Consider the following 25784-nt stretch of genomic DNA (forward strand, 5'->3'; position numbering starts at 1 on the left):
TTCATGATCGAAACGATCCTGCCGGCCGCCGCTCATGCCGTCGAGGAGTTCGGCGACACACGCGCGGGTCCGCTCTTCCCCGACGAAGAAGCGGTCGTCGCGAACGCCGTGCCGCAGCGCCGCAACGAGTTCAGCGCCGTGCGGCGCTGCGCCCGCCGCGCCCTCGCCGAACGGGGCCACCCGCCGGTCGCCCTTCTCCCCGGACCGGGCGGAGCTCCGGCGTGGCCCGAGGGCATCGTGGGCAGCATGACCCACTGCGCGGGCTACCGTGCGGCGGTGATCGCCGACCGCGCGCACCTGTCGAGCATCGGGATCGACGCGGAGCCCGATGAACCGCTGCCTCGTGATGTGCTGGGGATCGTCGCCCGACCCGATGAGATCGAGCGCTTCCGCGCGGGCATCCCCGTCCCCTCGAGGAACTGGGACCGCCTCCTCTTCAGCGCGAAGGAAGCCGTCTACAAGGCCTGGTATCCGTTGACCGGGCGATGGCTGGACTTCACCGACGTGTCGGTGACGCCCACGTCCGATCCGCGGGGCTTCACGGCCGACGTCCTCGTGCCGGCCCCCGGCCGCGCCCGCCTCTTCCGAGGTACCTGGACGACGGGGGACGGCCTGATCCTCACCGCGAGTGTGCCGGTCGAGCCCCACCGCCGATGACCGCCCGTTCGTCGGAGGCGGGCGCGCGATGCCCGTCCTTCCACACCGCCGCGGTCAGCGGCATCCCGGGCCGGTAGGCCAGGTGCGTCGCCGAGGGAGCATCGAGCAGGTGCAGGTCGGCGCGGTGGCCTACCGCGATCGAGCCCACCGCCCCCTCGCCGGTGGCGCGGCCGAGGGCGATCGCACCGCCGCGCGTCGCCGCGCGCACCGCTTCGGCGACGCTCAACCCCATCTGCAGCACGGCGGTCGCGACGCAGAACGGCATCGAACTCGTGTACGAGGTGCCGGGGTTGCAGTTCGAGGCGATCGCGACCTCCACGCGCGCGTCGAGCAGCCGCCGTGCGGGGGCGAGCGGCGCGCGGGTCGACAGATCGCAGGCCGGGAGCACCGTCGCCACCGTCGACCCCTCGGCGAGCGCGTCCAGGTCGGCGTCCGAGACGAAGTTGCAGTGGTCGACGCTCGCGGCCCCCAGCTCGACCGCCAGCCGGATGCCCTCGCCGTGCCCCAGTTGATTGCCATGCACGCGCAGTCCCAACCCCGACGTCCGGGCGGCCAGAAGCACCTCGCGCGACTGTTCCGGGCTGAAGGCCCCGCGCTCGCAGAACACGTCGGCCCACGACACGAAGGGCCGTACCGCCTCGAGCATCGGGCCGCACACCTCGCGGACATAATCGTCGGCGTCTCGGCCCGCGGGCACGAGGTGCGCCCCGAGGAAGGTCGCGTCATCGACCCCCGCCGCGGCGATCCGCGCGCTGCGCTCCTCGCTGGCGAGATCGAGCCCGTAGCCCGTCTTGGTCTCGATCCACGTCGTGCCCTGCGCGCGGGCCTCGCGGACGCGGGCGGTGAGAAGCGCGGCGAGACGGTCGTCGGAGGCGGTCCGGGTGGCATCCCGCGTCACCGCGATCCCGCCCGCGGCGTAGCTCTGTCCTGCCATACGGGCCTCGAACTCGGCCGTACGGTCACCGTCGAAGACAAGGTGGGTGTGCGAATCGACCCAGCCCGGCAGCAGCGCCCGGCCGGCGGCATCCACCCGCTCGTCTGCCGCGGGAGCCTCGGACGCCGCACCGATCCAGGCGATGCGGTCTGCGTCGATGACCACGGCGGCGTCGTGGAGCACGCGCTCCTCGTCGTCGACGGTCATGAGCTCTCCGATGCGGGTGATCACGGTCGAGGTCATGCGCTCATCGCCTTTCGCAGCAGATCTCCGATGGGTCCGAGGTCGGTGTGCGTGCCGCCCACGGCGCGCTCGCGTCCCCCGATGATCACACGGGTGACGTCGTGCGCGGTGGCGCTCAGCACGAGTTGACCGGGGTCGCTTCCGGCCGTGCGGGCGCTCGTCTCGTCGACGACGAGGAGGTCGCAGGGCTGCCCCACGGCGATCTCGCCGAGCGAGCGTCCCACCGCCGAGGCTCCACCCCGTGTGAGCGCCGCCACGAGCTCGGCGGGCGAGAAGCGCCCGCGACGCCGCGACGCGAGCCGCTCGCCGTGTTCGAGCGCGCGGGCCTCGAGCAGAGGATCGACCACGGCGTGCTGATCGGTGCCGAGCGCGAGACGCGCCCCCGCGTCGGCGAGGCGGCGGGCGGGACCGATGCCGTCCCCCAGGTCGGCCTCGGTGGTCGGGCACATCACGATGCTCGCGCGAGCGGCGCCGAGCGCGTCGATGTCGTCGTCGGTGAGGTGGGTGGCGTGCACGACCGACAGGCGCGACGACAGCAGGCCGCTGCGGGCGAGGAGCCCGGTGGGCGTGAGGCCCGTGGCCTCGATGCACGCCGCGTTCTCGGCGGGTTGCTCCGACAGGTGTACGTGCAGCGGGATCGCCGGGTCCAGCTCCGCGCCGATCCGCTCCAACGCGGCGACGGGCACGGCACGCACCGAGTGCACGGCCGCCCCGACCACGACCTCGGGGTGCTCGTCGGCGAACGCCCCGCGCAGCGCCGACAGACGCGTGAGCCAGGTCTCGGCATCCGCGTCCCCGAAGCGCCGCTGGGCGGGTTCGAGCGGTGAACCGAAGCCGCTGGAGAGGTAGCACGTGTCGAGCAGGGTGAGACGGATGCCACTGGCCCGGGCCGCGCGCGCGAGCGCGCGCTCCATGGCGTGCGCGGGGGCGTAGGGCGAGGCGTCGGGCGCGTGATGCACGTAGTGGAACTCGGCGACCGAGGTCCATCCCGCGGCGACCATCTCGGCGTAGACCGCCGTGGCCACACGCTCGTAGGAGTCCGGATCGAGTCGACCGGCCTCGCGGTACATCAGCTCGCGCCAGGTCCAGAAGCTTCCGCCGTCGCCGTGCGTGCGGCCGCGAAGCAGCCGGTGGAAGGCGTGCGAGTGCGCGTTGATCGCGCCCGGCAGGGCGAGTCCGTCGAGGCGATGGTCGGCGGCATCCGGGGTCGCCCCCGTCTCGACGGAGGCGATGAGACCCTCGGATGCCGTCACCCGCACGTCGTTCGCCACGGCGTCGCCGATCCACGCCCGCGGTGCCCAGAAGCGCGTCATGCCAGCAGATCCTGCAGCACGTCGGCGAGCGCCGCGGCGGAGGCATCCGCATCGGTGTCGACGACGTGCTCCTCGGGGGAGTGCGAGATGCCCGAGGGATTGCGGACGAAGAGCATGCCGGTGGGCACGGCGCTCGCGAGGATGCCGGCGTCGTGTCCGGCGCCCGTGCGCAGGTACGGAGCGTCGGGCAGCGTCGAGCCCAGGCGACGGGCGAGGCTCGGGTCGAAGCCGACCGTGGGGCTCCACGACTCCTCGACCAGGACGGCCTCGCACCCGCGGGCGGCGGCGAGCTCGACGCACATGCGGTCGATGTCGGCGACGAGACGGCGGGTGACGGCGTCGTCGGGATGCCGGGCGTCGATCCAGAAGTCGACCGACGACGCGATGACGTTGGTGCCGCCGGGCACGGGCTCGAAGCGGCCGACGGTGGCTCGGGCGTCGTCGACGGCGCCGGCGAGCTCGGCGATGCGCCCGACCATGCCGGCGGCGGCGACCAGGGGGTCGCGGCGATCGGCCATGAGCGTGGTGCCGGCGTGATTGCCCTCGCCGCGCACCGACACCTTGAACCGGCCGTGGCCGAGGATCGACTCCGCCACGGCGAAGGGGCGATCGAGGTCGATGAGCCCGCGCCCCTGCTCGACGTGCAGCTCGACGAAGACACCGATGCGCCCGAGCGTCTCGGGGTCGGGGCCGATCCTCGCCGGGTCGATACCGCCCGCGGCGAAGACCTCGGCGAGCGTGTCGCCCTCGCGGTCGGTGAGCCGCCGCGCAGCGTCGGGAGACAAGGCTCCCGTGAGCAGCCGTGAGCCGAGGCACGCGACGCCGAAGCGCGAACCCTCCTCCTCGGGGAACACCGCGATCGCGAGGGGCTTCGCGGGCGTGAACCCGCGCTCGCGCAGCACGTCGACCGCAGCGAGCGCCGCCGCGACCCCCAGCGGGCCGTCGAACGCCCCGCCGCCGGGCACCGAGTCGAGGTGGCTGCCGGTCACGACGGCGCCGGGTCCCGGCATCCCCCACCACGCCCACAGGATGCCGTTGCGGTCGACCTCGACGTCGAGCCCACGCGCCTCGGCCTCGGCGACGAACCACGCGCGCAGGTCGCGCTCGGCGGTCGAGAACACCGGGCGGGCGTACCCGCCGCTGCGGGGCTCGCGGCCGATGCCCGAGATGGCGTCGAGGAGAGCGGTGACGGAGGTCATGAATCGAGCATGGGTACGCGCACCCCGCGCTCTCGGGCGACCTCGATCGCGCGGTCGTATCCGGCATCCACGTGACGGATGACGCCCATGCCGGGGTCGTTCGTCAGCAGACGCTGCAGCTTCTCGGCGGCGAGCTCCGTGCCGTCGGCGACCGAGACCTGGCCCGCGTGAATGGAGCGGCCGATGCCGACGCCGCCACCGTGGTGCAGCGACACCCAGGTCGCACCCGAGGCCGTGTTGATGAGTGCGTTCAGAATCGGCCAGTCGGCGATGGCATCCGATCCGTCCGCCATCGCCTCCGTCTCCCGGTAGGGCGAGGCCACCGAGCCGGAGTCGAGGTGGTCACGACCGATGACGATCGGCGCCGAGATCTTGCCCTCGGCGACGAGCTCGTTGAAGCGGACAGCCGCCTTGGCGCGGTCGCCGTAGCCGAGCCAGCAGATGCGGGCCGGAAGACCCTCGAACTCGACGTGCTCCTGCGCCGCGGTGATCCAGCGCTTGAGTCCCTCGTTCTCGGGGAAGAGCTCGAGGATCGCCTGGTCGGTGACGGCGATGTCGGCCGGGTCGCCCGACAGCGCCACCCAGCGGAACGGACCGAGGCCCTCGCAGAACAGCGGGCGGATGTAGGCCGGCACGAAGCCGGGGAAGGCGAACGCGTCGGCGTAGCCGCCCTGGCGGGCCTCGTCGCGGATCGAGTTGCCGTAGTCGAATACCTCGGCACCGCGCTTCTGGAACTCCACCATCGCCTCGACGTGGCGGGCCATCGACTCGCGCGAGCGCACGGTGAAGCCCTCGGGGTCGCGGGCCGACTCGGTGCGCCAGTCCTCGAACGCGATGCCCGCGGGGAGGTAGGCCAGCGGGTCGTGGGCCGAGGTCTGGTCGGTGACGATGTCGACCGGCACCTCGCGGCGCAGCAACTCGGGCAGCACCTCGGCACTGTTGCCGACGAGGCCGACAGAGAGCGCACGGCCCTCGGCCTTCGCGGCGAGCACGCGCTCGAGCGCGTCGTCGAGGTCGGTCGTGACCTCGTCGAGGTAGCGCTTGCCCTGGCGGCGGCGGAGCCGCGTCTCATCGACGTCGACGATGAGCACGACGCCGCCGTTGAGGGTGACCGACAGGGGCTGAGCACCGCCCATGCCGCCGCAGCCGCCCGTGACGGTGAGGGTCCCGGCGAGCGTGCCGCCGAAACGCTTGCGCGCCACGGCGCCGAACGTCTCGTACGTGCCCTGCAGGATGCCCTGCGTGCCGATGTAGATCCACGAGCCGGCCGTCATCTGGCCGTACATCATGAGCCCCTCGGCCTCGAGGCGGCGGAACTCCGGCCAGGTGGCCCAGTCGCCGACGAGGTTGGAGTTGGCCAGAAGCACGCGCGGTGCCCACACGTTCGTGCGGAACACCCCCACGGGCTTGCCCGACTGCACCAGCAGTGTCTCGTCGTCGTCGAGGTCGGCGAGGGTCGCGACGATCGCGTCGTAGCTCGCCCAGTTGCGGGCGGCCTTTCCCGTTCCGCCGTAGACGATGAGGTCTTCGGGCCGTTCCGCGACCTCGGGGTCGAGGTTGTTCATGAGCATCCGCAGCGGGGCCTCGGTCTGCCAGCTCTTCGCTGTCAGCGTCGTCCCTCGCGGCGCGCGGATCTCCCGTGGTCCAGTCATGTCGTTCTCTCTCCCTCGAGGTCGGATACCGCACCGATCGAGCGGCTCTCCACGAGGAGCAAGCGCCCGATCTCGGCGGTCTTGGCTGCGGTGGTGCGGTAACTGGGGACAACGACGGAGAGGGATGCCACGACCCGCCCACCCACGACGACCGGTGCGGCGATCGCGGTGATGTCGTCTTCGACGCCCTGGGTGACGACGACGTAGCCTTCGAGGCCGGTCTCTCCGGCGAGCACCGCTCCGGCGGCGGAGCCGTGCAGCGGAATGGTGCGTCCGACCCAACTCGCGTGCCGGATCGAGTGGGTGCCCTCGACGATCGCGACGTAGAGCGCGGTGTCGCCCGCGCCGCGCACGGCGAGGTAGGTCGATTCGCCGGTCTGGGCCACGACCCGCGCCAGGGCGGACTCGGCGAGGGAGACGAGCGAGTCATTCGATAGGGCTCGCGCGCCCAGCTGAATCATGCGCGCGCCGGCCGCGTAGCGACCGTCGTCGGAGCGCCGGACGAACTCCTGCGCTTCGAGAGTGCGCAGGAGGCGCAGGGCGGTGCTGGCCGACAGCCCCGCCGCCCGCGCGGCATCCGCCAGAGTCAGCGGCCCGTCATTGCAGACGGTCGCGAGCAGCGACAGAGCCCGATCGACGGTGCGGGTGGGGTTCTCGGCCATGACCCTCCTTAATGCCGTCCAGTAAAATACATGTTTCACCAGATGACAAGCATGGATGCCTTCTAGGCTGGACCCATGTCCCGACTGCAGGCCGACGCCCCCGCCGACCTCTGGGTTCCCGTGACGGGTTCCCTCGGATTCCGTGGCCGCCGCCACCGGAAGGCCGCCATCGGCATGCTGCTGAGCCAGGCCAATCAGGCCACCGGCGCCACGCCGAAGCCGGGCGGCGGCGCCTTCGCCTGGATCCTCAGTCAGGCGGCGCCCCTGCTCATGCGCCGCGCGGCCGGGCGCGTGCTCGTGTGGGTCTGGAAGAGCGACCCCGAGCTGCTCGTCGTCATGGCGCAGCTGCAAGAGGCCACGCCCCAGCTGCGCACGGCGCGCGCCATGATGCCGATGGAGTACGACGACACCGAGTCGTTCCGAAACCCGCACCTCGGCGTGGGCGAGAAGCTCGCGATGCCGCTCCCGAGCGATCCGAAGACCCCGCCCTTCGCCACCTACACGTGGGACACGGGTTCGCACTTCGTCACGGTGACGGCCGTGTGCGCGGACCGCGAGCGCTTCGGCACGATCATCTCGTCGGTCGACGAGGTGGCGCGCACAATCCGCGTGGTCGACGACCTGAAGCTCGGCGAATCCCCGACGGTGCTGCGGCTCGACCCGGCCTGAGGCACGGCGCTGTCACCGGGAAGAGGCGTTGGATCCGCGACACGGACGCGCGCGGAGATCGGCGCGCAAGTCGACGCGGAACGGGCTCTCTGAAGCCCGGACGAAAAGACGACGTCTCAGTCGTCGTGCGGGCCACGCGGGCGCCAGAGCACGATGTCGGTGGCGCGGCGCACGCGGGCTCCGTGGCGGAGCGTGACGACCGATCCCGTCGCACCGGCCGCGAAGACACGGGCCCCGGGGCGGGATTGCCGCTCGACCGTGAGCTGACGTTCGAGGTCGTTCACGCGGCGGGCGAGCTCGTGCACCCGCTCCTCGAGGGCGAGCAGGCGGGCGATCGCCGGCAGGCTCATCCCCTCGCCGGAAAGACGGGCGACCTCGCGCAACTGTTGCACGTGTCGGCTGGAGTACCGGCGCGACCCGCCCTGGGTGCGCGCGGGCACGACGAGACCGAGCCGGTCGTACTGTCGCAGAGTCTGCGGGTGCATGTTCGACAGCTCGGCGGCCGCGGCGATGGCGAAGATCGGGGCGTCTTCGTCGATCTCTCTCTCGGACACGTCTTCACCTCTTTCGTCGTGCCGGACGGCGTGCCGGGTTCTCGGCATCCTGTCGTATCGGATGCCGAGAACCGCGGCGACGCGCGCGGTGTTATCGCGCCTTGGCCATCAGGTCGGCGCGGGGGTTCTCTTTGGGCTCGAGCTCGTGGAACCGCTCGAGGGCCTCGCGGGCGGCGTCGTCGAGATGAGTGGGAACCGCGACCTGGACCTCGGCGAGCAGGTCGCCGGAGCCCTTCGCGGTCTCGATCCCCCGTCCCTTGACGCGGAGCACGCGGCCGGACGGTGTTCCGGGGGCGACGCGCAGGCGGACGGGGTCGCCCCCCAGCGTCGGCACCTCGATGGTCGCGCCCAGCGCCGCCTCGGTGAAAGTGACCGGCACGGTGAGGCGGAGGTTGAGTCCGTCTCTCGTGAACACCGGGTGCGGACGCACCGCGACGGTCACGACGATGTCGCCGCTCTCGCCGCCGTCGGGCGACTTGCGCCCCCGTCCGCGCAGACGGATCTTCTGCCCGTCCGAGACGCCCGCCGGGATCTTCACTTTGAACGGCACGTTGTCTTCACCCGCGAGGGTGATGGTCTCGCCCTTGGCCGCGGTGACGAAGTCGAGCGTCGTCCGCGCGGTGACGTCGGCGCCCTTCTGCGGGCCGCCGAAGCCGCGGAACCCTCCGGTCGTCTGACCGAACCGGCCGGAGCCGAAGCCGCCGCCCTGCTGGTCGAACATCGTGAAGAAGTCGTCGAAGCCGCCCGACGGCGCCTGCCGCCCCTGGCCGAAACGGCTGAAGACGTCGTCGAAGCCGCCCCCGCCCCCGGCCCCGGGAGCCGAGAAGCGCGCCCCCGAGCCCATGGCCCGGATCTGGTCGTACTCCTCGCGCTGCTCGGGGTCGTTGAGCACCGAATAGGCCTCGCTGATCTCTTTGAACTTCGCCTCGGCCTTCGCGTCTCCCGGGTTCGAGTCGGGGTGGTACTGGCGCGCGAGCTTGCGGTACGTCTTCTTCAGATCGGCAGCGCTGACGCTCTTGTCGACACCGAGGACCTTGTAGAAGTCCTTGTCGAACCAGTCCTGACTCGCCATTCGTCCTCCTCCTAGGCCGGCACGGCGACGACGACCTTCGCCGGTCGCAGTTCGACCGAACCGAGGCGGTACCCGACCTCGACGACCTCGAGGATCGTCGTCTCGGTCACGCCCGGAGTCGGGGCCTGGAAGATCGCCTCGTGCTGCTGCGGGTCGAACACGTCGCCGACGGCGCCGTACGAGACCACGCCGAGGCGCTCGGCCACGGCCCGCACCTTGTCACCGATGGCCGCGAGCGGGGTGCCCTCGACCAGATCGCCGTGCTTGGCGGCGCGGTCGAGGTCGTCCATGACGGGTAGCAGGCCCTTCACGGCCTCACCCTTGGCGCGCTCGATCTCGCGCTCGCGCTGCTCCTCGGTGCGCCGACGGTAGTTGGCGTACTCGGCCTGCAGGCGCTTGAGGTCGATCAGCAGCGAGGCCTCCTTGTCGGAGGAAGCCCCCTCTGCGGCGGCCTCGGGCGTCTGCTCGGCCCCGAGGATGTCGTCGATGGTCAGGCCCTCGGCATCCGGTTCCTGCGTCTCGGACTGCTCGCCCGACGGCGCGGGGCCGGAGGTGTTCTCCTCCGGCCCCGTCTCGTCAGGACCGGCGCCCGAGCCCGTGGGCTGTTCGTCGTCCTTGTGTGCCATGTTCTATCGCTTACTTCTTGTTCTCGTCGGTCGGTTCGTCGTCGACGACCTCGGCGTCGATGACGTCTTCCTCGGGGTTCGGCGTCTCACCGTTGCCGGGCTGACCCACGTTGGGGTCGGCCTGCTCGCCCGCGGCCTGCGAGGAGGCGTAGATGGCCTCGCCGAGCTTGCCCTGGCTGGCGTTCAACTTGTCGAACGCGGTCTTGACCGCGTCGTCGTCGTCGTCGGCGAGAGCCGTCTTGAGTGCGTCGACATCGCCCTGCACCTCGGTCTTGACCTCGGCGGGGAGCTTGTCCTCGTTCTCCTTGATCAGCTTCTCGATCGAGTACGACAGGGTCTCGGCCTGGTTGCGGGTCTCGGCGGACTCGCGGCGCTTCTTGTCGTCGGCCGCGTTCTCTTCGGCCTCGCGCACCATGCGCTCGATGTCTTCCTTCGGCAGCGACGAACCGCCGGTGATGGTCATCGACTGCTCCTTGCCGGTGCCCTTGTCCTTCGCCGAGACGTGCACGATGCCGTTCGCGTCGATGTCGAAGGTGACCTCCACCTGCGGAATGCCGCGGGGAGCCGGGGCGATGCCGGTGAGCTCGAAGGTGCCCAGCGGCTTGTTGTCGCGGGTGAACTCGCGCTCGCCCTGGAAGACCTGGATCGCGACCGACGGCTGGTTGTCGTCGGCGGTGGTGAAGGTCTCGCTGCGCTTGGTCGGGATGGCCGTGTTGCGCTCGATGAGCTTGGTCATGATGCCGCCCTTGGTCTCGATGCCGAGGCTCAGGGGGGTGACGTCGATGAGCAGGACGTCCTTGCGCTCGCCCTTGAGGACACCGGCCTGCAGGGCTGCACCCACGGCCACGACCTCGTCGGGGTTCACGCCCTTGTTGGCATCCTTGCCCGTCTCCTTCTTGACGAGCTCGGCGACCGCGGGCATGCGGGTCGAGCCGCCGACGAGCACCACGTGGGCGATGTCGTCGACCTTGACACCGGCCTCGCGGATGACGTCGGAGAAGGGCTTGCGGGTGCGGTCGAGGAGGTCCTTGGTGAGGTCCTCGAACTTCGCGCGCGTGAGGGTCTCGCTGAGCGAGACGGGGCCCGAGTCGGTGAGCGACAGGTACGGCAGGTTGATGCTGGTCGAGGTCGAGCTCGACAGCTCCTTCTTGGCCTGCTCGGCCGCTTCCTTCAGGCGCTGCAGGGCGATCTTGTCACCCGAGACGTCGACGCCCGTGGTGTCCTTGAACTGCTTGATGAGGTAGTCGACGACGCGCTGGTCCCAGTCGTCTCCACCGAGGCGGTTGTCGCCGGAGGTGGCGCGCACCTGGATGGTCGAGAAGTCGTCGTCCTTGCCCACTTCGAGCAGCGAGACGTCGAACGTTCCGCCACCGAGGTCGAAGACGAGGATGAGCTCGTCTTCCTTGCCCTTGTCGAGGCCGTACGCGAGGGCCGCGGCGGTGGGCTCGTTGATGATGCGCAGCACGTTGAGGCCCGCGATCTCACCGGCCTCCTTGGTGGCCTGACGCTCGGCGTCGTTGAAGTACGCGGGGACCGTGATGACGGCATCGGTGACGCTGTCACCGAGGTACTCCTCGGCGTCGCGCTTGAGCTTCTGCAGGATGCGGGCCGAGATCTCCTGCGGCGTCCACTTCTTGCCGTCGACGTCGAAGGTCCAGGTGGTGCCCATGTGGCGCTTCACGCTGGAGATCGTGCGGTCGACGTTGGTGACGGCCTGGCGCTTGGCGGTCTCGCCGACGAGCACCTCGCCGTCCTTCGTGAAGGCGACGACCGAGGGGGTCGTGCGGAAACCCTCGGCGTTGGCGATGACCTTGGGCTCGCCACCCTCGAGCACGCTCACGACGGAGTTGGTCGTACCGAGGTCGATTCCCACTGCACGGGGCATATGTGTCTCCTTGCTTGTGAGCACGGCCGTTGCCGCGCTCGGGGTTCTGGATGAAAGTCTCTGCGCGGGTTGAGCCGCGATGACTCAAGGCTAACGCACGCCCGTCGACCCGTCAAGAAGAGTTGATATGAATCGGCTCAACTTCGGGATACCACGAGCGCGGAGACCCTGCGCCCAGCCCCGCGCGTCCCCGGCCCGCCCCGCGTATCCCCGGTGTTCCGGCATCCCTCCACCCCTGTCCCGATCTGCGCAGACCATGTCCCGAAATGGGCGGCCTAAGCGGGCCGCCGGCAACCAAAAGCGGGACATGGTCGGAAGAGACCGGGGCGGCCATCTCTCGCCCACCCATGTCCCGATCTGTGCAAACCATGTCCCGAAAAGGGCGGCCCGAGCGGGCCTCAGGCAACCAGGAGTGGGACACGGCTCGCGCGAACGCGCCCGCACCCCCACCACGCACGACGCCCCCGCACCCTCAACGGGATACGGGGGCGTCGAACGGATGCCGTGACTCAGTCGCGGTCGCGGTCGCGGCGCTGGGGACGGTCGCTGCGCTTGGCGGAGCGACCGCCCTGGTCGAGGCGCAGATCGATCAGCTGACCCGAGATCCGCGTGTCGGCGAGGCGGCCGATCGTGTCGCTCGACAGGTCGGCGGGGAGCTCGACGAGCGAGAAGTCCTGGCGGATCTGGATCGCGCCGAAATCGCCCCGGCGCAGACCCCCCTCGTTGGCGAGGGCGCCGACGATCTGGCGGGGCTCGACGCGCTGGCGACGACCGACCGCGATGCGGTAGGTGGCGAAGCGGCCGGAGGTGTCGCGGCGCGGGCCGCCGTCGCGCGACGCGCCGTCGCGCGAGTCGCGCGCGGGCCGGTCGTTGTCGAAGCGCTGCTGACGGAACGCCTCGGCCTCGAGCAGCAGCGGGGTGTCGCCCTGGGCGACCACGGCGAGAGCTGCGGCCACGTCGGCCTCGGGGACGTCGTGATGCGCCACGTAGTGGGCCACCACGTCGCGGAAGGTCGCGATCGCGGCGGTGTCCTCGAGGGCGGCGGTGATGGCGTCGTCGAAGCGGGTGAGGCGCGTCGCGTTGACGTCGTCGACGCTCGGCAGCGACATCTCGGTCAGCGGCTGGCGCGTGGCCTTCTCGATCGCGGTGAGCATGCGGCGCTCGCGCGGGGTGACGAAGCTGATCGCGTCGCCGGTGCGACCCGCGCGGCCGGTGCGACCGATGCGGTGCACGTACGACTCGGTGTCGATCGGCAGGTCGTAGTTGACGACGTGGCTGATGCGGTCGACGTCGAGACCGCGCGCGGCGACGTCGGTGGCGACGAGGATGTCGAGCTTGCCCGACTTCAGCTGGTTGACCGTGCGCTCGCGCTGCACCTGGGCGACGTCGCCGTTGATCGCCGCCGCGGTGTAGCCGCGGGCGCGCAGTTTCTCGGCGACCGTCTCGGTCTCGTTCTTCGTGCGGGTGAAGACGATCATGCCCTCGAAGTTCTCGACCTCGAGGATGCGCGTGAGGGCGTCGATCTTCTGCTGGTACGACACGATCAGGTAGCGCTGGGCGATGTTCGTCGAGGTCGCGGTCTTGGTCTTGACCGTGATCTCTTCGGGATCGTTGAGGTACTGCGCCGAGATGCGGCGGATCTGCGCCGGCATGGTCGCCGAGAACAGCGCGACCTGCTTGGTCGACGGGGTGTCGGCGAGGATCGTCTCGACGTCTTCGGCGAAGCCCATCTTGAGCATCTCGTCGGCCTCGTCGAGCACGAGGTACTTGAGCTCGCTCAGGTCGAGGGTGCCCTTGTCGAGATGGTCCATGATGCGACCGGGGGTGCCCACGACGATGTCGACACCGCGGCGCAGGGCCGACAGCTGCTGACCGTAGCCCTGGCCGCCGTAGACGGGCAGCACCGAGACGCCCTTGATGTGCGCGGCGTACTTCTCGAACGCCTCGCACACCTGCAGGGCGAGCTCACGGGTGGGTGCCAGCACGAGGGCCTGGGGGTTCTTGTGGCCGGTCTCCATCTGCGAGAGCACCGGCAGTGCGAAGGCGGCGGTCTTGCCGGTTCCGGTCTGAGCGAGGCCGACGACGTCGCGCCCCTGCAGCAGCACGGGGATCGTGGCGGCCTGGATCGCGGACGGGGTCTCGTACCCCACATCCTTCAGGGCCTTGAGCACAGCGGCATCCAGTCCCAGATCGGCGAAGGTGAGCTTCTCGGGGGCGGTCTCGGCTTCAGCGGAGTCGACGGGGGTTTCGGATGCCATGACTCCACGGTAGTCTCCTCCGCGCTCTCGCGCGGGCCGGGGTCTAACCTGAACCCGCGCGCCGACGACGGCGCGGCTGCCTCCCCGGCCGTACCGGGCGTTCACCGAAGGACCCTAGCGTGACCGACATGTCCTCCCCCGGCACCACCGCAGCTCCCGCCACCGACCGCCGACAGGTGATCGCCTGGGCCCTCTGGGACTGGGGGTCCGCGGCCTTCAACGCCGTCGTGACGACCTTCGTCTTCAGCACCTATCTGGCCAGCCAGCTCTTCGTCGATCCGCGGATCGTGGCGGCCGCGAACGGCGACGACAAAGACCCCGCCCTCGTGCGCGCCCTCGCCGACAACGCGACCCTCGTCGGGGTCGCGCTGATGATCGCGGGGATCGTGGTGGCCCTCGTCGCCCCCGTCCTGGGCCAACGATCCGACGGCACCGGCCGCCGCAAGCTCTGGCTCGGCATCAACACCGGTCTCGTGGTGCTCGCCATGGCGGCGATGGTGTTCGTGGAGGGCACTCCCCGGTTCCTCGTGCTGGGCGCGACACTGATCGCGGTCGGCAACGTCTTCTTCGAGTTCGCCAGCGTCAACTACTACGCGATGCTCACCCAGGTCTCGACCCGCGAGAACATCGGCCGCGTCTCCGGCTTCGGCTGGGGCATGGGGTACGTCGGCGGCATCGTTCTGCTGATCCTGCTGCTCGTGCTGTTCATCCAGAGCTTCGGGACTGCGGATGCCGGTGGGCTCCTCGCCGTGACCAAGGACGACGGGTGGAACATCCGCCTGGCGGTGGTGGCATCCGCCCTCTGGTACGCCGTCTTCGCGATTCCGGTGCTGCTGCGCGTGCCGGAGATCCCGGCCCGGGAGCGTCGGGTGAAGGTCAGCTTCTTCCGCTCCTACGTTCTGCTGTGGGCCACGTTGCGATCGCTGTGGAGCGACAGCCGACAGGTCCTGGTGTTCCTCGTCGCCAGCGCGGTGTTCCGCGACGGGCTGACGGGCGTCTTCACCTTCGGGGCGATCATCGCCGCGCAGGTCTTCGGCTTCAGCTCGACGCAGGTGCTGTACTTCGCCGTCGCGGCGAACGTCGTCGCCGGCATCAGCACCTTCGCGGCCGGACGCCTGGACGACCGGTTCGGACCCAAGCGCGTCATCATGGCCTCGCTCGTCGGCCTCATCGTGCTCGGCAGCGCGGTGCTGTTCATCGGCACCTCGCAGACGGCGTTCTGGATCGTGGGCCTGGGCCTGTGCGCCTTCGTCGGCCCGGTGCAGTCGGCGAGCAGATCGTTCCTGGCGCGCGTCGCTCCGGAGGGTCGCGAGGGCGAGATCTTCGGCCTCTACGCCACGACCGGTCGCGCCGTGTCGTTCCTGGCCCCGGGCCTGTTCGCGCTGTTCGTCGGACTGACGGGTGACACGCGCCTCGGCATCCTGGGCATCGTGCTGATCCTCGGCGCGGGGCTGCTGCTGATGATCCCGGTGAAGGCGAAGCCCGCCGTCATCGCCTGACACGCGCCGGCACGGAGCTTCGCCAGATCACACGGTGCGCGTGGTCCCGGTCGGGTGATCTCGCGCGGACCGCGTGGTCCACCGTCGAGAATCCGGATGCCGCGACCTCAGTCGCGCGGCCAGGAGTCGGCGAACTTCGCCAAGAGGCGGGCGAACTCCACGCGCTCGGCGTCGCTGAAGGACTCGAGCGCGGAGCGCACGGCATCCCGTCTGCGCCCCCGGAAGCCCGACACGAGCCCCTCGCCCTCGGGGGTGAGGCGCACGCGCGTGCGGCGGGCGTCGTCGGGATCGGGTTCGCGCGCGACCAGCCCCATCTGCGCGGCCTGCTGCACGAGGCGCGAGGCACGGGGCTGATCGACGCCCACGACCTCGCCGATCTCGCTGACCGAGAGGGATCCGGATGCCGCGACCAGCGCGTCGAGCATGCGGAGCCGCGCGGGTCCACCGAAGCGCCCGTGCGAAGGATCGGCGACCCACGGCGGAGCGCCGCGGCCCCACGGCCCCCCGTGCCCACCGCCGTGGTCGCCGTGCGGGTGATGGTGCGCCTCGGCCGGGAACGGCGGCCGCGGGCGACGACCGCGCAGACGCCCGAGGGCGGCGGCGATCTCGTCGGCGGGGTCGGTGGACATGAGGAGATTTTACATGTCGCTTGACAAGCATCGGGAATGCATGTCACAGTACATTCGTTGTCACATGACATGCAATGGCGGATCGACCGCCCACGAAAGGACTCCCCATGAACACCCCCACACCTCACGACCCCCGCATCCTCGCCCACCGCCTCACGACGGTCGGCCACGCGCTGCACCACCGTCTGCTCACCCCGTTGCGCGACGGCGACCTGCACCCGAAGACCGTCCTGGTCCTCTCCGTGATCGACGGGCGCCTCGACGCCCCGTGGATCAGCGACCGCATCGCCCGCGGCGGCAAGCGCATCAGCGCCCTCGCCGACCGGGGATGGATCGCCCCCGCCGGCGACGGCTGGACGCTCACCGACGAGGGTCGTCAGACGCTCGATCGAGTGGATGCCGACCGCCAGGCGCTTCTGTCCCAGGTCCCGGCCGACGAGATCGAGCGCCTCACCGCCGCTCTCGACACGATCTCCGAGGCCCTCGGGCTCGAGGAAGACGCCGGCTCGCGCGGTCCGCGCGGGTTCGGCTTCGGTCCCGGCCCGTTCGGCCCCGGCTCGGGCCGCGGATTCGGCCCCGGCATGCGCGGCGGCCCCCGCTTCGGCGGCGGCGAGCGCGATCACCGACGCGGCGACGGCGGCAATGCCCACCACGGCTTCGGACCCCGCCACGGCGGGCACACCGACGGGCACCGGCCCGACGGCGACGGCACATCCGACGGCTCCCCGCAGGGCGGTGACCCCCGCCACGGCGACCACGGCCACCGGCACGAGCGCGGGCACCGGGCGGCCGAGCGCGCCTACGAGCGCGGTTTCGACGCCGGGTTCATCCGTGGGCGCGAGTCCGCGGCATCCGAGTGATCATCGAGAACACGACGCGGCGGGACCTCCCTCGGGAGCCCGCCGCGTCGTCGTTCGGTCAGCGTCCCGCAGACCCCTCGTCGGTGGAACCGACGTCGGTGCGGTGGAAGTTCAGCGACGAGCGCGAGGCCGTCGGGCCGCGCTGACCCTGGTAGCGGTTGCCGTAGGGACCGGATCCGTAGGGGTTCTCGGCCGGCGACGTGAGCCGGAAGTAACAGACCTGCCCGATCTTCATCCCGGGCCACAGCTTGATGGGCAGCGTCGCGACGTTCGAGAGCTCGAGGGTGACGTGGCCCGAGAACCCGGGGTCGATGAACCCCGCGGTCGAGTGGGTGAGCAGCCCGAGACGCCCGAGCGACGACTTGCCCTCGAGGCGCGCGGCGACGTCGTCGGGCAGGCTCACGCGCTCGAACGTCGATCCGAGCGCGAACTCGCCCGGGTGAAGGATGAACGGCTCGTCGGGCTCGACCTCGATGAGACGCGTGAGCTCGGGCTGATCCTCGGCGGGATCGATGAAGGGGTACTTGTGGTTGTCGAACAACCGGAAGTACCGGTCGAGACGCACGTCGACGCTCGAGGGCTGGACCATGGCCGGGTCGAAGGGCTCGAGGCCGAGGCGCTTCGCGTCGAGTTCGGCCCGGATATCGCGATCGGAGAGCAGCACGGCCCCAGCCTAGAGGCGAGGGCCGCGGCGCGTCTGACTGATCTCAGGGCCAGGGAGGTGTCGGGGGCCGCCTCGGGCGGGGTGGCCCGGCGTCGAGATCACCCGCGTTTCCCGACATGACTCGGGATGCCATCGCATGCCCCGTCATCTCGACGTGGGGCGGGGTGGCGCCGCGTCGAGGACGCACGCGTTCATCGAGGCCGCATGCGATCGGCGGCAAATGCGTGCGTCCTCGCGAATCTCCTGCGGTTTGGATGGCACCGGCCCGTCGCACGGACCGCGGGATCATCGCGGATGCCGCGGGGTCCCGCGCAGACGCTGTTATGCTGGCCGGGCTGCCGTAAGGCGCACGGGGCTGTAGTTCAATGGCAGAACATCTGCTTCCCAAGCAGATAGCGCGGGTTCGATTCCCGTCAGCCCCTCAAAGCCCTCACGGGCGGCCCATGGCCGTCTGGGAGGGCTTTCGTGTTGTTGTCAATCGAACCCTCGGGTGGGCCCCCACCGCCAGAGGCTCCGCGCGCTGCGAAGCGGCGCGTGGAGGGGCGGTGGGGACGATTCCCGTCAGCCCCTCAAAGCCCTCACGGGCGGCCGATGGCCGCTCGGGAGGGCTTTCGTGTTTCCCCGTCAACCCCTCCCCCTTCCCTTCCTGCCGCACGGGCAGACTAGGGGCCGACGAGGGGGGGAAACGTCATGACAGAGGTGGTTCAGCAGAATCCGGATGCCGCAGACAAGCCGGGGCTGCCATTCTGGGTCAAAGCGCTCGGGTGGCTGCAGGTGGTCGTCATCGGGTTGGCCATCGTCGCGTTCCTGCTCCTGCAGGGCATGCAGGCGGCCTCGAGCGGCGTCAACTACGACGCGGCGGCGTTCGCGGTCATCCTCTTCCTGCCGCTGCTCATCGTCTGGCAGCAGCCGATCGCCGCTCTGGTCGTCGCGGCCGTGTTGATCGTCGGGATCGTGCTGGGCGTCCGCTTCCGACGAGGTCGGATGAGCGTGGGCGAGGCTGTCTGGGGCTACACCCTGCTCGCGTGGACGCTGTTCTGGATCGTGATGTGCGCGTGGGGGTTCGTCCGGCTGTTGTTCGCCTTCCTCGGCTGACAGCCGAGCAGGATTCTCCACAGGGTCGGAGACGCCAGAACCCGACGACCACCGCGGAATTACGCGCGTGTAGTTTCGAACACGTTAACGAATAAGGGCGTTATCCACATGCCTTTACACAGGCTGGCCGCGTTTCCACACACGCATTCCACAAAGTTATCCACAGCTGTGGAGACAGCTGTTCGCCGGTGTGCACGACGTGGACGCGCGGTGCCCCCGCATGGGTATCGTGAGGATCCTCGCGGGGCGGATCCGGCGAGCGCACCATCGTCCCGTGCGATCGAACACCGGCTTCCCCTTTCACGTCAGCGGCACCTGGGGCTCCTACGAACGTCGATGGAGCGGACACGGGCTCATCGTCGAGCACCTGCGGGTCCTCCCCCCGGACGGCACCCCCGAGGAGCGGCTCGCCTGGAACGCCGCCGTCATCTGGCCCACCATCGGTTCCTTCTGCGGCATCGCCGCAGCCGTCGTCGCACACCACGCCGCCTCCGTCTCGTGGAGCGTGGCGCTCGGCGCGGCCGTATGGCTCGGGCCGTGGGCATGGCTGGTGTGGAGGAGCCGACCGTTCGCGCGGCGCGTACGCGAGTCCTGGCAGATCAGCGGCGCGGGCGTATGGATGACGGACGCCTCACCGCTCCGCGATCACGCGGATCGGCTGGACGAGGCCGGGCGGTGGACGGCCGTCACGGGGAGCCGCGCGCACCTGATGCTCACCTGGGGCGATGTCTATGCGGCGCTGTCCCCCGCGCCGGGGCACACTCCCGCCGCCCTCGTGGAGCACATGACCGACGTGCGGCCCGCGGGGTCCTGACTCGTGCTGCCGGCGGTCACGTACGCAGGTGCGAGGCGCCGTTCAGATCGAGGATCGTTCCCGACGCCCACTGCGACCCTGGCGCGCTGAGATACACCACGGCATCCGCCACCTCCTCGGGGGTAGCGACGCGGCCGAAGGGACTCTGATCCCGGATGCCGTCACCCGTCGGCCCGGACAGCTTCTCCTGCTGCCGATCGGTGCCGACGAACCCCGGCGCGACGCTCGTGACGGCGATGCCGTGCGGCGCCAGGGCCACGGCGAGGGACTGGCCCATGGCGTGCAGGCCCGCCTTGGCCGCGCCGTAGGCCGGGAACTCCGGCTCGCCGCGGAAGGCGCCGCGGGAGCCCACGTTCACGATCGCCCCGGGCAGCCCCCTCTCGATCAGGGAGCGGGCGACGAGGAAGCTCAGGTTGGCAGGCGCCTGCAGATCGACCTGGACCATGCGTTCCCAGGTGCGGTGCCAGGTGGCATAGTCGACCGTCGCGACCGGGTGCGAGGTCGAGGGGTTCGGGGCGAGGGCCGCGTTGTTGACGAGGACGTCGATGCGTCCGAACGTGTGGAGGACGTCGTCGACGATCCGTTCCGCGGTCGCGGGGTCCGAGACGTCCCCCTCGACCAGGACGTGCCCCTCACCGTGCAGAAGGGCGAGGGTCTCTTCGGCGGCCGATCGATCCTGACCGTAGTGGACGGCGACCCGATCGCCGCGTGCGCTGAGGGCGACGGCGATGGCGCGTCCGATTCCGCGCGACGCGCCGGTGACGAGGGAGTGCAGCATGTGCCCATCCTCCCGGTGCCGAGCGTTCGGGCGGCTCCACGAAACGGCGGGCCGCCCGAACTGTCCGGGGCTCACGCATCGGGGCGATGAACCGGTCGCGTCCGATGCGGATCACCCACGCTACGTCTGAGCGCGGGCGGCGAGGCGGGCTTGACGAGCTCCCCCCGCGGGTGCGGGGCCGGTCGTGCGGGCTCAGGCGCGGGTGAAGCCGTCGAGGTCGGGATCCCAGAAGGCGTCGGGGTTCGCGTCGTCGCTCGACTGCTCGACGGCGACGGCGGGCGCCTGCGGAAAACGCTTGTGCTGGCGCAGCTCCTCGGCCGCCCACGAGAAGTCGGGCTCCTGACCTTCCCAGTCGGCCGGGGCGCTGAGCACGTCGTTGCCGACGCCGATGACGAGCTCGGCCTCGTCTTCCTGTCCGCCGCCGGTGACGATGGGGATGCTCACGGCCTCGGCCTGCCCCTCGGCAGCGATCGACGCGGTGAGCTGCACGAGCGCCTCGGCCACATCGTCGGTCGTGGTCACGGTCTCACCGGCATAAGTCACACTGCGCATTCAGCGATGTTCTCCTCTCGAGCGCATCGGAGGGGGCCGGTTGCCCCGGGGCGCGCGCTCCGATAGGGCGCTCGTGTCGGGGGTCCGCGCTAGGGTCCGATGAGCCGGCCGAGAGGATCACGATCATGACCGAAGCCCCCGAACTGATCGTGGCCGACGCCGCGCGCTGGCGATCCTGGCTCGACGCCCACGAAGACACCAGCGACGGCGTCTGGCTCGTCCTCGCGAAGAAGGGCACCACCTCGCCCACGTCTCTCACCTACGCCCAGGCCCTCGACGAGGCCCTCTGCAGCGGGTGGATCGACGGGCGAAAGCAGTCTCGGGATGCCGACACCTTCCGGCAGCACTTCACTCCGCGCCGCGCCCGCTCGATGTGGTCGAAGCGGAACGTGGATCACGTCGCCCGTCTGACGGACGAGGGTCGCCTGCGGCCCCGCGGGGCCGACGAGATCGCACGCGCTCAGGCCGACGGGCGGTGGGAGCGCGCCTACGAGGGATCCGCGGCGATCGAGGTCCCGGCGGATCTGCGCGAAGCCCTGGATGCCGAGCCCGTCGCGGCGCGCGCCTTCGAGGCGCTGACCAAGGCCGAGCGCTACTCGGTGCTGCATCCCGTCGTCACCGCGACGACGCCCGCGACCCGGGCGACGAGGATCGCGCGCCACGTGCAACGTCTCGCCGCCGATCCGGCTCCCCCGGCCCGGGGGGACTGATCGCCACCGAGAATGGGCTCATGCGTGCGCGACGACTCCTCGGCCTGATCGCCGCGGCATCCCTTGTTCTCGGCGTGTCCGCGTGCACGGCCCCCACCGCAGAACCCGCACCCGCCGTCACCGGGCCCGTCGTGTCGTTCTACGGCGACTCGTACACGCGCGGCACGGGCGCGAGTTCGAACGACAAGCGCTGGTCGACGATCGTGTCGGCCGAGCGGGGCTGGCAAGAGATCAACCGCAGCGAGAACGGCCTCGGCTTCGTCAACCGCCGCGCGTCGATGGGGCCGGGACTCGACGACATCCCCGCCCAGGTCATCGCCGACGACCCCGATCTGGTGTTCGTCACCATGGGTCTCAACGACAACTTCAGTTACGACCGCGCGGCCGAGCGCATCCGCGAGACCATCGAGAGCGACCTGCAGCGCCTGCGCGAGGGATTGCCCGACGCACGGATCGTCGTCGTCGAGCCCTTCTGGTACACCGCCGACCGCCCGGCGTCGGTCGACGTCATCGCGGGCTGGGTCGAAGACGCCGCCGCGCGGATCGGCGCCGACCACATCGACGGTGCCAGCCACTGGCTCGACGGTCATTACGCCGACTCCGCCGACAGCTGGATGGCCGGCGACGGCCTTCACCCCAACGACACCGGGTACGCCTCCATGGCGGAGAAGATGGATGCCGCGCTGGGCGCCCTCGACCCGCCCCTATGACGGCAGGGCTCGCGACGACCGTCGTCGACCGAGCGCCCAGACGCCCGTCGCCGCGACGAGAAGCAGGGCCAGGATGCCGACGACGTGCAGCAGGAGCGACGCGAGGCCGCGCTCAGGGAGGAGGAACCCGTAGGGAACCCACCCGTCGGTCGCGCCGCGCACGAGGACGACGGTGATCCAGAACAGCGGATACGGGAACACCCACCACAGGCGCCGCCACGCGAGCCGGGGTCGGTCGCGAGCCGTCGCGACGTCCGCGACGACGAGCACGGGAAAGACGACGTGCAGCACCACACTCACCCAGGGCGGGGCCGACCCCGTTCCGGGCACCAGAGCGTTGTAGACGACGGCGACCACGATGAGACAGGCGGCGCCGATCGCCCACGCGAGCGTGAGCGCGGAGGGAACGGGGCGGTCCCTCAGGCCGAACGTTCCCACGGCGATCAGCACGAGCGCCGTGAGGATGCTGGTCTGATTCGTGAAGTATCCGAAGAAGTCGAAGGGGTTGGCATCTCCGGCCGCGATCCGCAACACGTAGGCGAAAAGCACCACCGCGATCACGACCGCGCCGACGGTGACGCGCAGCACGGCGCGCGCACGTCGAGGGGGGCCGGGGGACGGGGAGATCACACCGTGACGCTACCGCGAGAGACCCGGACGACCGCTCCGTCAGGCGCCGTTCGCGGTCCGCGCGCGGAACCACACGGTGAGCTCGCGCACGGCGCGGATGCTCGCGTTCTCGTCGTCCGCCTCGAGGTCGTCGAAGGTGTCGCGGAAGCCCTCGGGAGCGGGAGCGGTGGGCACGCCGATCGGCTCGTACCCCATCGTCCACTCCGTGAAGCGGCGCTCATCGATGCGCTCCGAGAGCAGCACACGGACGCCCGTGTGTCGCGGGTCGCGGCGGATCTTCGTCATGAGCTCGTCGACGGCATCCTGCGGCCCCTCGAGGACCTGGAAGAAGCGGCCGCGGCGATACAGCAGCATGCCGGTGAGGTCGTGCTCGTGATTGGACCGACGGCTCCACGAGAGGAGGTCGTTCAAGCGGTCGTCGTCGAAGGGCTCGGAGGCCGCGCTGACGTACGAAACGGAGACGAGGTCGGAGCTCATGAGGCCTTCCCGCCCTCGATCGAGCGAGGAGCGGGCACACGCACCTCTCGGAGGGTGATCTCGGAATCCTGCGGGGGCTGATCGTTGGTGACCGCAGCCATGGCGGCCGTCAGGGCTTCGAAACGACCGACGAGGCGCGAACGACCGTTGTAGGCGAGGAACGTCCCGCCGGGCTGGCGGTCGATGTAACCGAGGAACACGCCACTCTTACTGCCGACGTGGAAGCCGTCTTCGACGCGAGCCCACACGACTCCGGCGCCGGGGCGGTCATGAGACACCATGGTCGCCGCTCTTTCTGCCCGGGATGGAAACGGGCGAGATCGAAAGTACCCGGCCCCTCCGACATGCAGGCGCCCTTGACAGACCGCGCCCACGGAGCACGCCCCGGCCGCGCGATAGGCGGGGAGCCCCTTCTCCTCAGAGCAGCGCGGTGCGGATCTGCGCGGCATCGTCGGTGCCGCTCGCCTCGACGATCCGACCGCCCTCGATGCGGTACATCGCGAATGAGGCGATGTTCACGCGCCGACGGGTCGGGCCCGCGTGCGCGAACGCCCCCGTGTGCGCTCCCCCGCCCCGGAGGTGCACGGCCAGACGGTCGTCTTCGACGATCAGCTGAATGCGCTTCCACTGCCAATCGGGGAAGCCGTGCAGCAGCTCCGCCAGATCGGCGATCCACGCCTCGGCCCCCGCGGGCAGGTGCGCGCGGCGCACCGCGGGATGCAAGAATCCGCGGACGGCTTCGAGATCGTGCCGGTTGAGGGCGTCGAGGTAGTCGGCGAACCACTCGCGCGTCTCCCAGACCTCCACTCCCCCATTATCGGCGGGATGCCGGAGACCCGACCCGTTCGCCCGGAGCCCCGGCGATGTCGCTGAGGCGGCGGCGGCCGCGACGTCGGCTGGCCGGGGTGCCTCCCGAGCCCGTCGAGTGTCCACAACACTCGGGCGCTGCGAGAAATCGTCCGGGTGTTGTGGACAGTCGAGCGGGGGTCTTCGGCGCGGACGGCGCGGGGGCGACGCGCGCGGCGACTCCGGCCCGAGGTGTCAGGCGTGCGGCACGCTGTGCACCGCGCTCAGCTGGTCGGCGAGACGCCGAGCCCCGCGCACCGCGATCGCGACGCTCGTCAGGGTCGGGTTCATCGTGTTGGCCGTGGGGATCAGCGCGTTGCCGCCCACGACCAGGTTGTCGAAGCCCCAGACGCGCGAGTACGGATCGGCGACCGAGGTGGCCGGGTCGGTGCCCGTGCGCATCGTCCCCATGAAGTGCAGGCTCGAGCCGAACGGCAGCAGGCGCGGCTCGGCGATGAAGGTTCCGAGCGCGCTCCCCGCCCGGCGCAGCCGCGCGGTGGCCTCGTCGATCTCGCGCTCCTCGTCGGCGTCGAGCGCGTAGTCGATCGTGAAGTTGGGGAGCCCGCGGTAATCGAGTTCGTCGTCGCTGAAGGTCGCTCCGTCCTCGACCCGGGGGACCTTGCGCACGCCGTAGCCCATGTTCACGTACCCCCAGCGGTTGCCCGCGGCCGGGTGGTCGGTCGGCAGGGGAAACGGCGGGGTCTCGGCGTACATGATCTGAGCCGAGTACGGGTGGTCGGGCTCCGAGAAGGGGATGCGGTTGACCGCCGCGACCGGATCGGTGGGGTTCTTGGCTCGCCGCGCCAGCTCGCTGCGCAGCTCGTCGTCTGAGACGAGCTCGGCCATGCGGTCTCCGTCGAGCGCGACCGTGCTGATGACGACGTGATGCTCGGTGAGGTACCGGCCGAGGGCGGCGGGACGGATGCCGGAGGCGAAGAGCAACTGCGGCGATCGGAACGCGTCGGCCGCGACCACGACGGCATCCGCTTCGACGAACGTCTGCTCCCGGGTTCGCAGATCCTCGACGACGAGCCCGCGCACGTGCGCTCCGTCGTGCTCGATGCGGCGGACGAGCGTGAGATCGCGCAACTCGAAACGGGCCGCGGTGTCGGTGCCCTCGTCGAGGAGCGGTCCGAGAACCGTGTCGGCACCGGCCCACCGCATCGTGCCGTCGGGCTGGGGATCGCCCGCGACGGGCAGGGTGCTCACGCCGTACCCCTCGGGCAGCTCGTCGCCGAACTCACGCGAGAGGAGTTCGCGGATCGCGGCCCCCACGGGCGAGTCCGAGAACGCGGCGCTCTGCTTGTGCAGCAGCCCCTCGGCGGTGGAGATGAGATCCTCCCATTCGTCGTCGGGGATGAAGCCGAGTTTCTCGGTGAAGGCGGGGCGCGGGATCGCACAGGTCCAGTGGGCCCCCTGGCCGCCGACGTTCGTCGCGGCTGCGGCTGCCGGGAAGCTCGCGGCGTGGGCTGAACCCTCGCCGCCGAAGTCCAGCAGGTGCGTGCCCTGGCGCGCGGTGAACATCCCCTCGACGACCGCCCCCGCCGGGATCCCGAGCGACGCGCGGAACTCCCCGGCCTGGGGCCCCTGAGAGCGCTCACGAGCGCGCGCCTTCTCGTCGGGGTCGACGATGTTGCGGACGCTCTCGCCGGGACGTTCGGTGACCTGCGGGCCCGCCTCGAACATGACGACGCGGGCGCCGGGGAGCGCCTCCAGCAGCAGACGCGCATAGGCGGAGCCGATCGGGCCGCTACCGACGATCGCGACGGTGGGGGTGCCGCTCATGATTTCTCCTT

27 protein-coding genes and 1 tRNA gene are annotated in these 25784 nt (G+C 70.7%); 9 read left to right on the forward strand and 19 right to left on the reverse strand.

Annotated features, from left to right (window positions below; genetic code table 11):
- The first annotated feature begins 3 nt into the window (after nucleotides 1-3).
- A complete protein-coding gene (locus tag DEU35_RS11010) occupies nucleotides 4-657 on the forward strand; it encodes a 4'-phosphopantetheinyl transferase (protein ID WP_116239531.1) in 654 nt (217 codons plus the stop codon).
- On the opposite strand, the gene hutI is transcribed toward DEU35_RS11010, so the two are convergent.
- From hutI to DEU35_RS11035, 5 genes are read right to left on the reverse strand one after another with little or no spacing between them, the layout of a single operon-like run.
- On the reverse strand, nucleotides 620-1834 hold the full coding sequence (gene hutI, locus DEU35_RS11015) for an imidazolonepropionase (protein WP_116239532.1): 1215 nt from the start codon (nucleotides 1832-1834) through the stop codon (nucleotides 620-622). The two genes, DEU35_RS11010 and hutI, sit on opposite strands and share 38 nt — an antisense overlap.
- Nucleotides 1831-3147, reverse strand: coding sequence for a formimidoylglutamate deiminase (locus DEU35_RS11020; RefSeq protein ID WP_116239533.1), 1317 nt, complete (start codon nucleotides 3145-3147; stop codon nucleotides 1831-1833). The genes hutI and DEU35_RS11020 overlap by 4 nt, the downstream gene beginning before the upstream one ends.
- Nucleotides 3144-4346: an allantoate amidohydrolase gene (locus DEU35_RS11025; RefSeq protein ID WP_103207898.1), complete on the reverse strand. Its 1203-nt coding sequence runs from the start codon at nucleotides 4344-4346 to the stop codon at nucleotides 3144-3146. The genes DEU35_RS11020 and DEU35_RS11025 overlap by 4 nt, the downstream gene beginning before the upstream one ends.
- Complete coding sequence (gene hutU / locus DEU35_RS11030; RefSeq protein ID WP_103207895.1) at nucleotides 4343-5998, reverse strand: urocanate hydratase; 1656 nt, start codon at nucleotides 5996-5998, stop codon at nucleotides 4343-4345. The genes DEU35_RS11025 and hutU overlap by 4 nt, the downstream gene beginning before the upstream one ends.
- On the reverse strand, nucleotides 5995-6660 hold the full coding sequence (locus DEU35_RS11035; RefSeq protein ID WP_103207892.1) for an IclR family transcriptional regulator: 666 nt from the start codon (nucleotides 6658-6660) through the stop codon (nucleotides 5995-5997). The genes hutU and DEU35_RS11035 overlap by 4 nt, the downstream gene beginning before the upstream one ends.
- 75 nt (nucleotides 6661-6735) lie before the next feature.
- Here DEU35_RS11035 and DEU35_RS11040 point away from each other — a divergent pair, with 75 nt between their 5' ends.
- Nucleotides 6736-7329: a hypothetical protein gene (locus DEU35_RS11040; RefSeq protein ID WP_103207889.1), complete on the forward strand. Its 594-nt coding sequence runs from the start codon at nucleotides 6736-6738 to the stop codon at nucleotides 7327-7329.
- Between the two features lie 116 nt (nucleotides 7330-7445).
- On the opposite strand, the gene DEU35_RS11045 is transcribed toward DEU35_RS11040, so the two are convergent.
- The 5 genes from DEU35_RS11045 to DEU35_RS11065 all read right to left on the reverse strand — a co-directional run bounded on the left by DEU35_RS11045 (nucleotide 7446) and on the right by DEU35_RS11065 (nucleotide 13724).
- Nucleotides 7446-7883, reverse strand: a complete 438-nt coding sequence (locus DEU35_RS11045) for a heat shock protein transcriptional repressor HspR (RefSeq protein ID WP_103207887.1) — start codon at nucleotides 7881-7883, stop codon at nucleotides 7446-7448.
- Nucleotides 7884-7974: 91 nt separating this feature from the next.
- Nucleotides 7975-8955: a DnaJ C-terminal domain-containing protein gene (locus DEU35_RS11050; RefSeq protein ID WP_116239534.1), complete on the reverse strand. Its 981-nt coding sequence runs from the start codon at nucleotides 8953-8955 to the stop codon at nucleotides 7975-7977.
- Between the two features lie 11 nt (nucleotides 8956-8966).
- Entirely contained in the window at nucleotides 8967-9581 is a 615-nt protein-coding gene (locus DEU35_RS11055; protein ID WP_116239535.1) for a nucleotide exchange factor GrpE, read from the reverse strand.
- A 10-nt stretch (nucleotides 9582-9591) separates the two neighbouring features.
- Nucleotides 9592-11466 carry a molecular chaperone DnaK gene (gene dnaK, locus DEU35_RS11060; RefSeq protein WP_116239536.1) on the reverse strand — a complete coding sequence of 625 codons (1875 nt, stop codon included), beginning with the start codon at nucleotides 11464-11466 and terminating at the stop codon, nucleotides 9592-9594.
- Between the two features lie 509 nt (nucleotides 11467-11975).
- Nucleotides 11976-13724 (reverse strand): DEAD/DEAH box helicase, encoded by a 1749-nt coding sequence (locus DEU35_RS11065; protein ID WP_103207879.1) that lies wholly within the window; start codon nucleotides 13722-13724, stop codon nucleotides 11976-11978.
- Between the two features lie 128 nt (nucleotides 13725-13852).
- Here DEU35_RS11065 and DEU35_RS11070 point away from each other — a divergent pair, with 128 nt between their 5' ends.
- Nucleotides 13853-15223, forward strand: coding sequence for an MFS transporter (locus DEU35_RS11070; protein ID WP_103208575.1), 1371 nt, complete (start codon nucleotides 13853-13855; stop codon nucleotides 15221-15223).
- Nucleotides 15224-15330: 107 nt separating this feature from the next.
- Here the strand turns inward: DEU35_RS11070 and DEU35_RS11075 are convergent, their stop codons facing one another.
- Entirely contained in the window at nucleotides 15331-15852 is a 522-nt protein-coding gene (locus DEU35_RS11075; RefSeq protein ID WP_116239537.1) for a MarR family winged helix-turn-helix transcriptional regulator, read from the reverse strand.
- A 107-nt stretch (nucleotides 15853-15959) separates the two neighbouring features.
- Here DEU35_RS11075 and DEU35_RS17175 point away from each other — a divergent pair, with 107 nt between their 5' ends.
- Entirely contained in the window at nucleotides 15960-16712 is a 753-nt protein-coding gene (locus tag DEU35_RS17175) for a hypothetical protein (RefSeq protein WP_181904634.1), read from the forward strand.
- 58 nt (nucleotides 16713-16770) lie between these two features.
- Here DEU35_RS17175 and dcd read toward each other — a convergent pair whose 3' ends face one another.
- Nucleotides 16771-17376 (reverse strand): dCTP deaminase, encoded by a 606-nt coding sequence (gene dcd / locus DEU35_RS11085; protein ID WP_103207874.1) that lies wholly within the window; start codon nucleotides 17374-17376, stop codon nucleotides 16771-16773.
- Nucleotides 17377-17727: 351 nt separating this feature from the next.
- Between dcd and DEU35_RS11090 the strand changes: the two genes are divergently transcribed.
- The 3 genes from DEU35_RS11090 (at nucleotide 17728) to DEU35_RS11100 (ending at nucleotide 19285) form a co-directional block, all read left to right on the forward strand.
- Nucleotides 17728-17798: transfer RNA gene (locus DEU35_RS11090), tRNA-Gly, on the forward strand.
- 268 nt (nucleotides 17799-18066) lie between these two features.
- A complete protein-coding gene (locus DEU35_RS11095; protein ID WP_116239538.1) occupies nucleotides 18067-18471 on the forward strand; it encodes a hypothetical protein in 405 nt (134 codons plus the stop codon).
- Between the two features lie 274 nt (nucleotides 18472-18745).
- Complete coding sequence (locus tag DEU35_RS11100; RefSeq protein ID WP_147301861.1) at nucleotides 18746-19285, forward strand: DUF6611 family protein; 540 nt, start codon at nucleotides 18746-18748, stop codon at nucleotides 19283-19285.
- A 16-nt stretch (nucleotides 19286-19301) separates the two neighbouring features.
- Here the strand turns inward: DEU35_RS11100 and DEU35_RS11105 are convergent, their stop codons facing one another.
- Nucleotides 19302-20063: an SDR family NAD(P)-dependent oxidoreductase gene (locus DEU35_RS11105; protein ID WP_116239540.1), complete on the reverse strand. Its 762-nt coding sequence runs from the start codon at nucleotides 20061-20063 to the stop codon at nucleotides 19302-19304.
- A 192-nt stretch (nucleotides 20064-20255) separates the two neighbouring features.
- Nucleotides 20256-20615: a hypothetical protein gene (locus DEU35_RS11110; protein ID WP_103207864.1), complete on the reverse strand. Its 360-nt coding sequence runs from the start codon at nucleotides 20613-20615 to the stop codon at nucleotides 20256-20258.
- A 125-nt stretch (nucleotides 20616-20740) separates the two neighbouring features.
- On the opposite strand from DEU35_RS11110, the gene DEU35_RS11115 reads away from it, so the two are divergent.
- Both DEU35_RS11115 and DEU35_RS11120 read left to right on the forward strand, forming a co-directional pair.
- A complete protein-coding gene (locus DEU35_RS11115) occupies nucleotides 20741-21325 on the forward strand; it encodes a YdeI family protein (RefSeq protein WP_116239541.1) in 585 nt (194 codons plus the stop codon).
- Between the two features lie 20 nt (nucleotides 21326-21345).
- Nucleotides 21346-22035, forward strand: a complete 690-nt coding sequence (locus tag DEU35_RS11120; protein ID WP_116239542.1) for an SGNH/GDSL hydrolase family protein — start codon at nucleotides 21346-21348, stop codon at nucleotides 22033-22035.
- Here DEU35_RS11120 and DEU35_RS11125 read toward each other — a convergent pair.
- The 5 genes from DEU35_RS11125 to DEU35_RS11145 form a co-directional block, all read right to left on the reverse strand.
- Nucleotides 22030-22665, reverse strand: a complete 636-nt coding sequence (locus DEU35_RS11125; protein WP_116239543.1) for a Pr6Pr family membrane protein — start codon at nucleotides 22663-22665, stop codon at nucleotides 22030-22032. The two genes, DEU35_RS11120 and DEU35_RS11125, sit on opposite strands and share 6 nt — an antisense overlap.
- Nucleotides 22666-22704: 39 nt before the next feature.
- Nucleotides 22705-23142 (reverse strand): BLUF domain-containing protein, encoded by a 438-nt coding sequence (locus DEU35_RS11130; protein WP_103207855.1) that lies wholly within the window; start codon nucleotides 23140-23142, stop codon nucleotides 22705-22707.
- Nucleotides 23139-23423 carry a hypothetical protein gene (locus DEU35_RS11135; RefSeq protein WP_174799699.1) on the reverse strand — a complete coding sequence of 95 codons (285 nt, stop codon included), beginning with the start codon at nucleotides 23421-23423 and terminating at the stop codon, nucleotides 23139-23141. Before DEU35_RS11135 ends, DEU35_RS11130 begins: the two co-directional genes overlap by 4 nt.
- A 136-nt stretch (nucleotides 23424-23559) precedes the next feature.
- On the reverse strand, nucleotides 23560-23949 hold the full coding sequence (locus DEU35_RS11140) for an ester cyclase (protein WP_103207853.1): 390 nt from the start codon (nucleotides 23947-23949) through the stop codon (nucleotides 23560-23562).
- 234 nt (nucleotides 23950-24183) lie between these two features.
- Nucleotides 24184-25773, reverse strand: coding sequence for a GMC oxidoreductase (locus DEU35_RS11145; RefSeq protein ID WP_116239544.1), 1590 nt, complete (start codon nucleotides 25771-25773; stop codon nucleotides 24184-24186).
- Nucleotides 25774-25784 lie beyond the last annotated feature (11 nt).

The sequence above is a fragment of the Microbacterium sp. AG157 genome (genome assembly GCF_003385695.1).
In the GTDB taxonomy this organism is placed as follows: domain Bacteria; phylum Actinomycetota; class Actinomycetes; order Actinomycetales; family Microbacteriaceae; genus Microbacterium; species Microbacterium testaceum.

Bases quoted from the DNA above. Each gene is read 5' to 3' on its own strand.
- DEU35_RS11010 (WP_116239531.1), top strand. From the start codon at position 4: ATGATCGAAACGATCCTGCCGGCCGCCGCTCATGCCGTCGAGGAGTTC.
- hutI (WP_116239532.1), bottom strand. From the start codon at position 1,834: ATGACCTCGACCGTGATCACCCGCATCGGAGAGCTCATGACCGTCGAC.
- DEU35_RS11020 (WP_116239533.1), bottom strand. From the start codon at position 3,147: ATGACGCGCTTCTGGGCACCGCGGGCGTGGATCGGCGACGCCGTGGCG.
- DEU35_RS11025 (WP_103207898.1), bottom strand. From the start codon at position 4,346: ATGACCTCCGTCACCGCTCTCCTCGACGCCATCTCGGGCATCGGCCGC.
- hutU (WP_103207895.1), bottom strand. From the start codon at position 5,998: ATGACTGGACCACGGGAGATCCGCGCGCCGCGAGGGACGACGCTGACA.
- DEU35_RS11035 (WP_103207892.1), bottom strand. From the start codon at position 6,660: ATGGCCGAGAACCCCACCCGCACCGTCGATCGGGCTCTGTCGCTGCTC.
- DEU35_RS11040 (WP_103207889.1), top strand. From the start codon at position 6,736: ATGTCCCGACTGCAGGCCGACGCCCCCGCCGACCTCTGGGTTCCCGTG.
- DEU35_RS11050 (WP_116239534.1), bottom strand. From the start codon at position 8,955: ATGGCGAGTCAGGACTGGTTCGACAAGGACTTCTACAAGGTCCTCGGT.
- DEU35_RS11055 (WP_116239535.1), bottom strand. From the start codon at position 9,581: ATGGCACACAAGGACGACGAACAGCCCACGGGCTCGGGCGCCGGTCCT.
- dnaK (WP_116239536.1), bottom strand. From the start codon at position 11,466: ATGCCCCGTGCAGTGGGAATCGACCTCGGTACGACCAACTCCGTCGTG.
- DEU35_RS11065 (WP_103207879.1), bottom strand. From the start codon at position 13,724: ATGGCATCCGAAACCCCCGTCGACTCCGCTGAAGCCGAGACCGCCCCC.
- DEU35_RS11070 (WP_103208575.1), top strand. From the start codon at position 13,853: ATGTCCTCCCCCGGCACCACCGCAGCTCCCGCCACCGACCGCCGACAG.
- DEU35_RS11075 (WP_116239537.1), bottom strand. From the start codon at position 15,852: ATGTCCACCGACCCCGCCGACGAGATCGCCGCCGCCCTCGGGCGTCTG.
- DEU35_RS17175 (WP_181904634.1), top strand. From the start codon at position 15,960: ATGAACACCCCCACACCTCACGACCCCCGCATCCTCGCCCACCGCCTC.
- DEU35_RS11095 (WP_116239538.1), top strand. From the start codon at position 18,067: ATGACAGAGGTGGTTCAGCAGAATCCGGATGCCGCAGACAAGCCGGGG.
- DEU35_RS11105 (WP_116239540.1), bottom strand. From the start codon at position 20,063: ATGCTGCACTCCCTCGTCACCGGCGCGTCGCGCGGAATCGGACGCGCC.
- DEU35_RS11110 (WP_103207864.1), bottom strand. From the start codon at position 20,615: ATGCGCAGTGTGACTTATGCCGGTGAGACCGTGACCACGACCGACGAT.
- DEU35_RS11115 (WP_116239541.1), top strand. From the start codon at position 20,741: ATGACCGAAGCCCCCGAACTGATCGTGGCCGACGCCGCGCGCTGGCGA.
- DEU35_RS11120 (WP_116239542.1), top strand. From the start codon at position 21,346: ATGCGTGCGCGACGACTCCTCGGCCTGATCGCCGCGGCATCCCTTGTT.
- DEU35_RS11130 (WP_103207855.1), bottom strand. From the start codon at position 23,142: ATGAGCTCCGACCTCGTCTCCGTTTCGTACGTCAGCGCGGCCTCCGAG.
- DEU35_RS11135 (WP_174799699.1), bottom strand. From the start codon at position 23,423: ATGGTGTCTCATGACCGCCCCGGCGCCGGAGTCGTGTGGGCTCGCGTC.
- DEU35_RS11145 (WP_116239544.1), bottom strand. From the start codon at position 25,773: ATGAGCGGCACCCCCACCGTCGCGATCGTCGGTAGCGGCCCGATCGGC.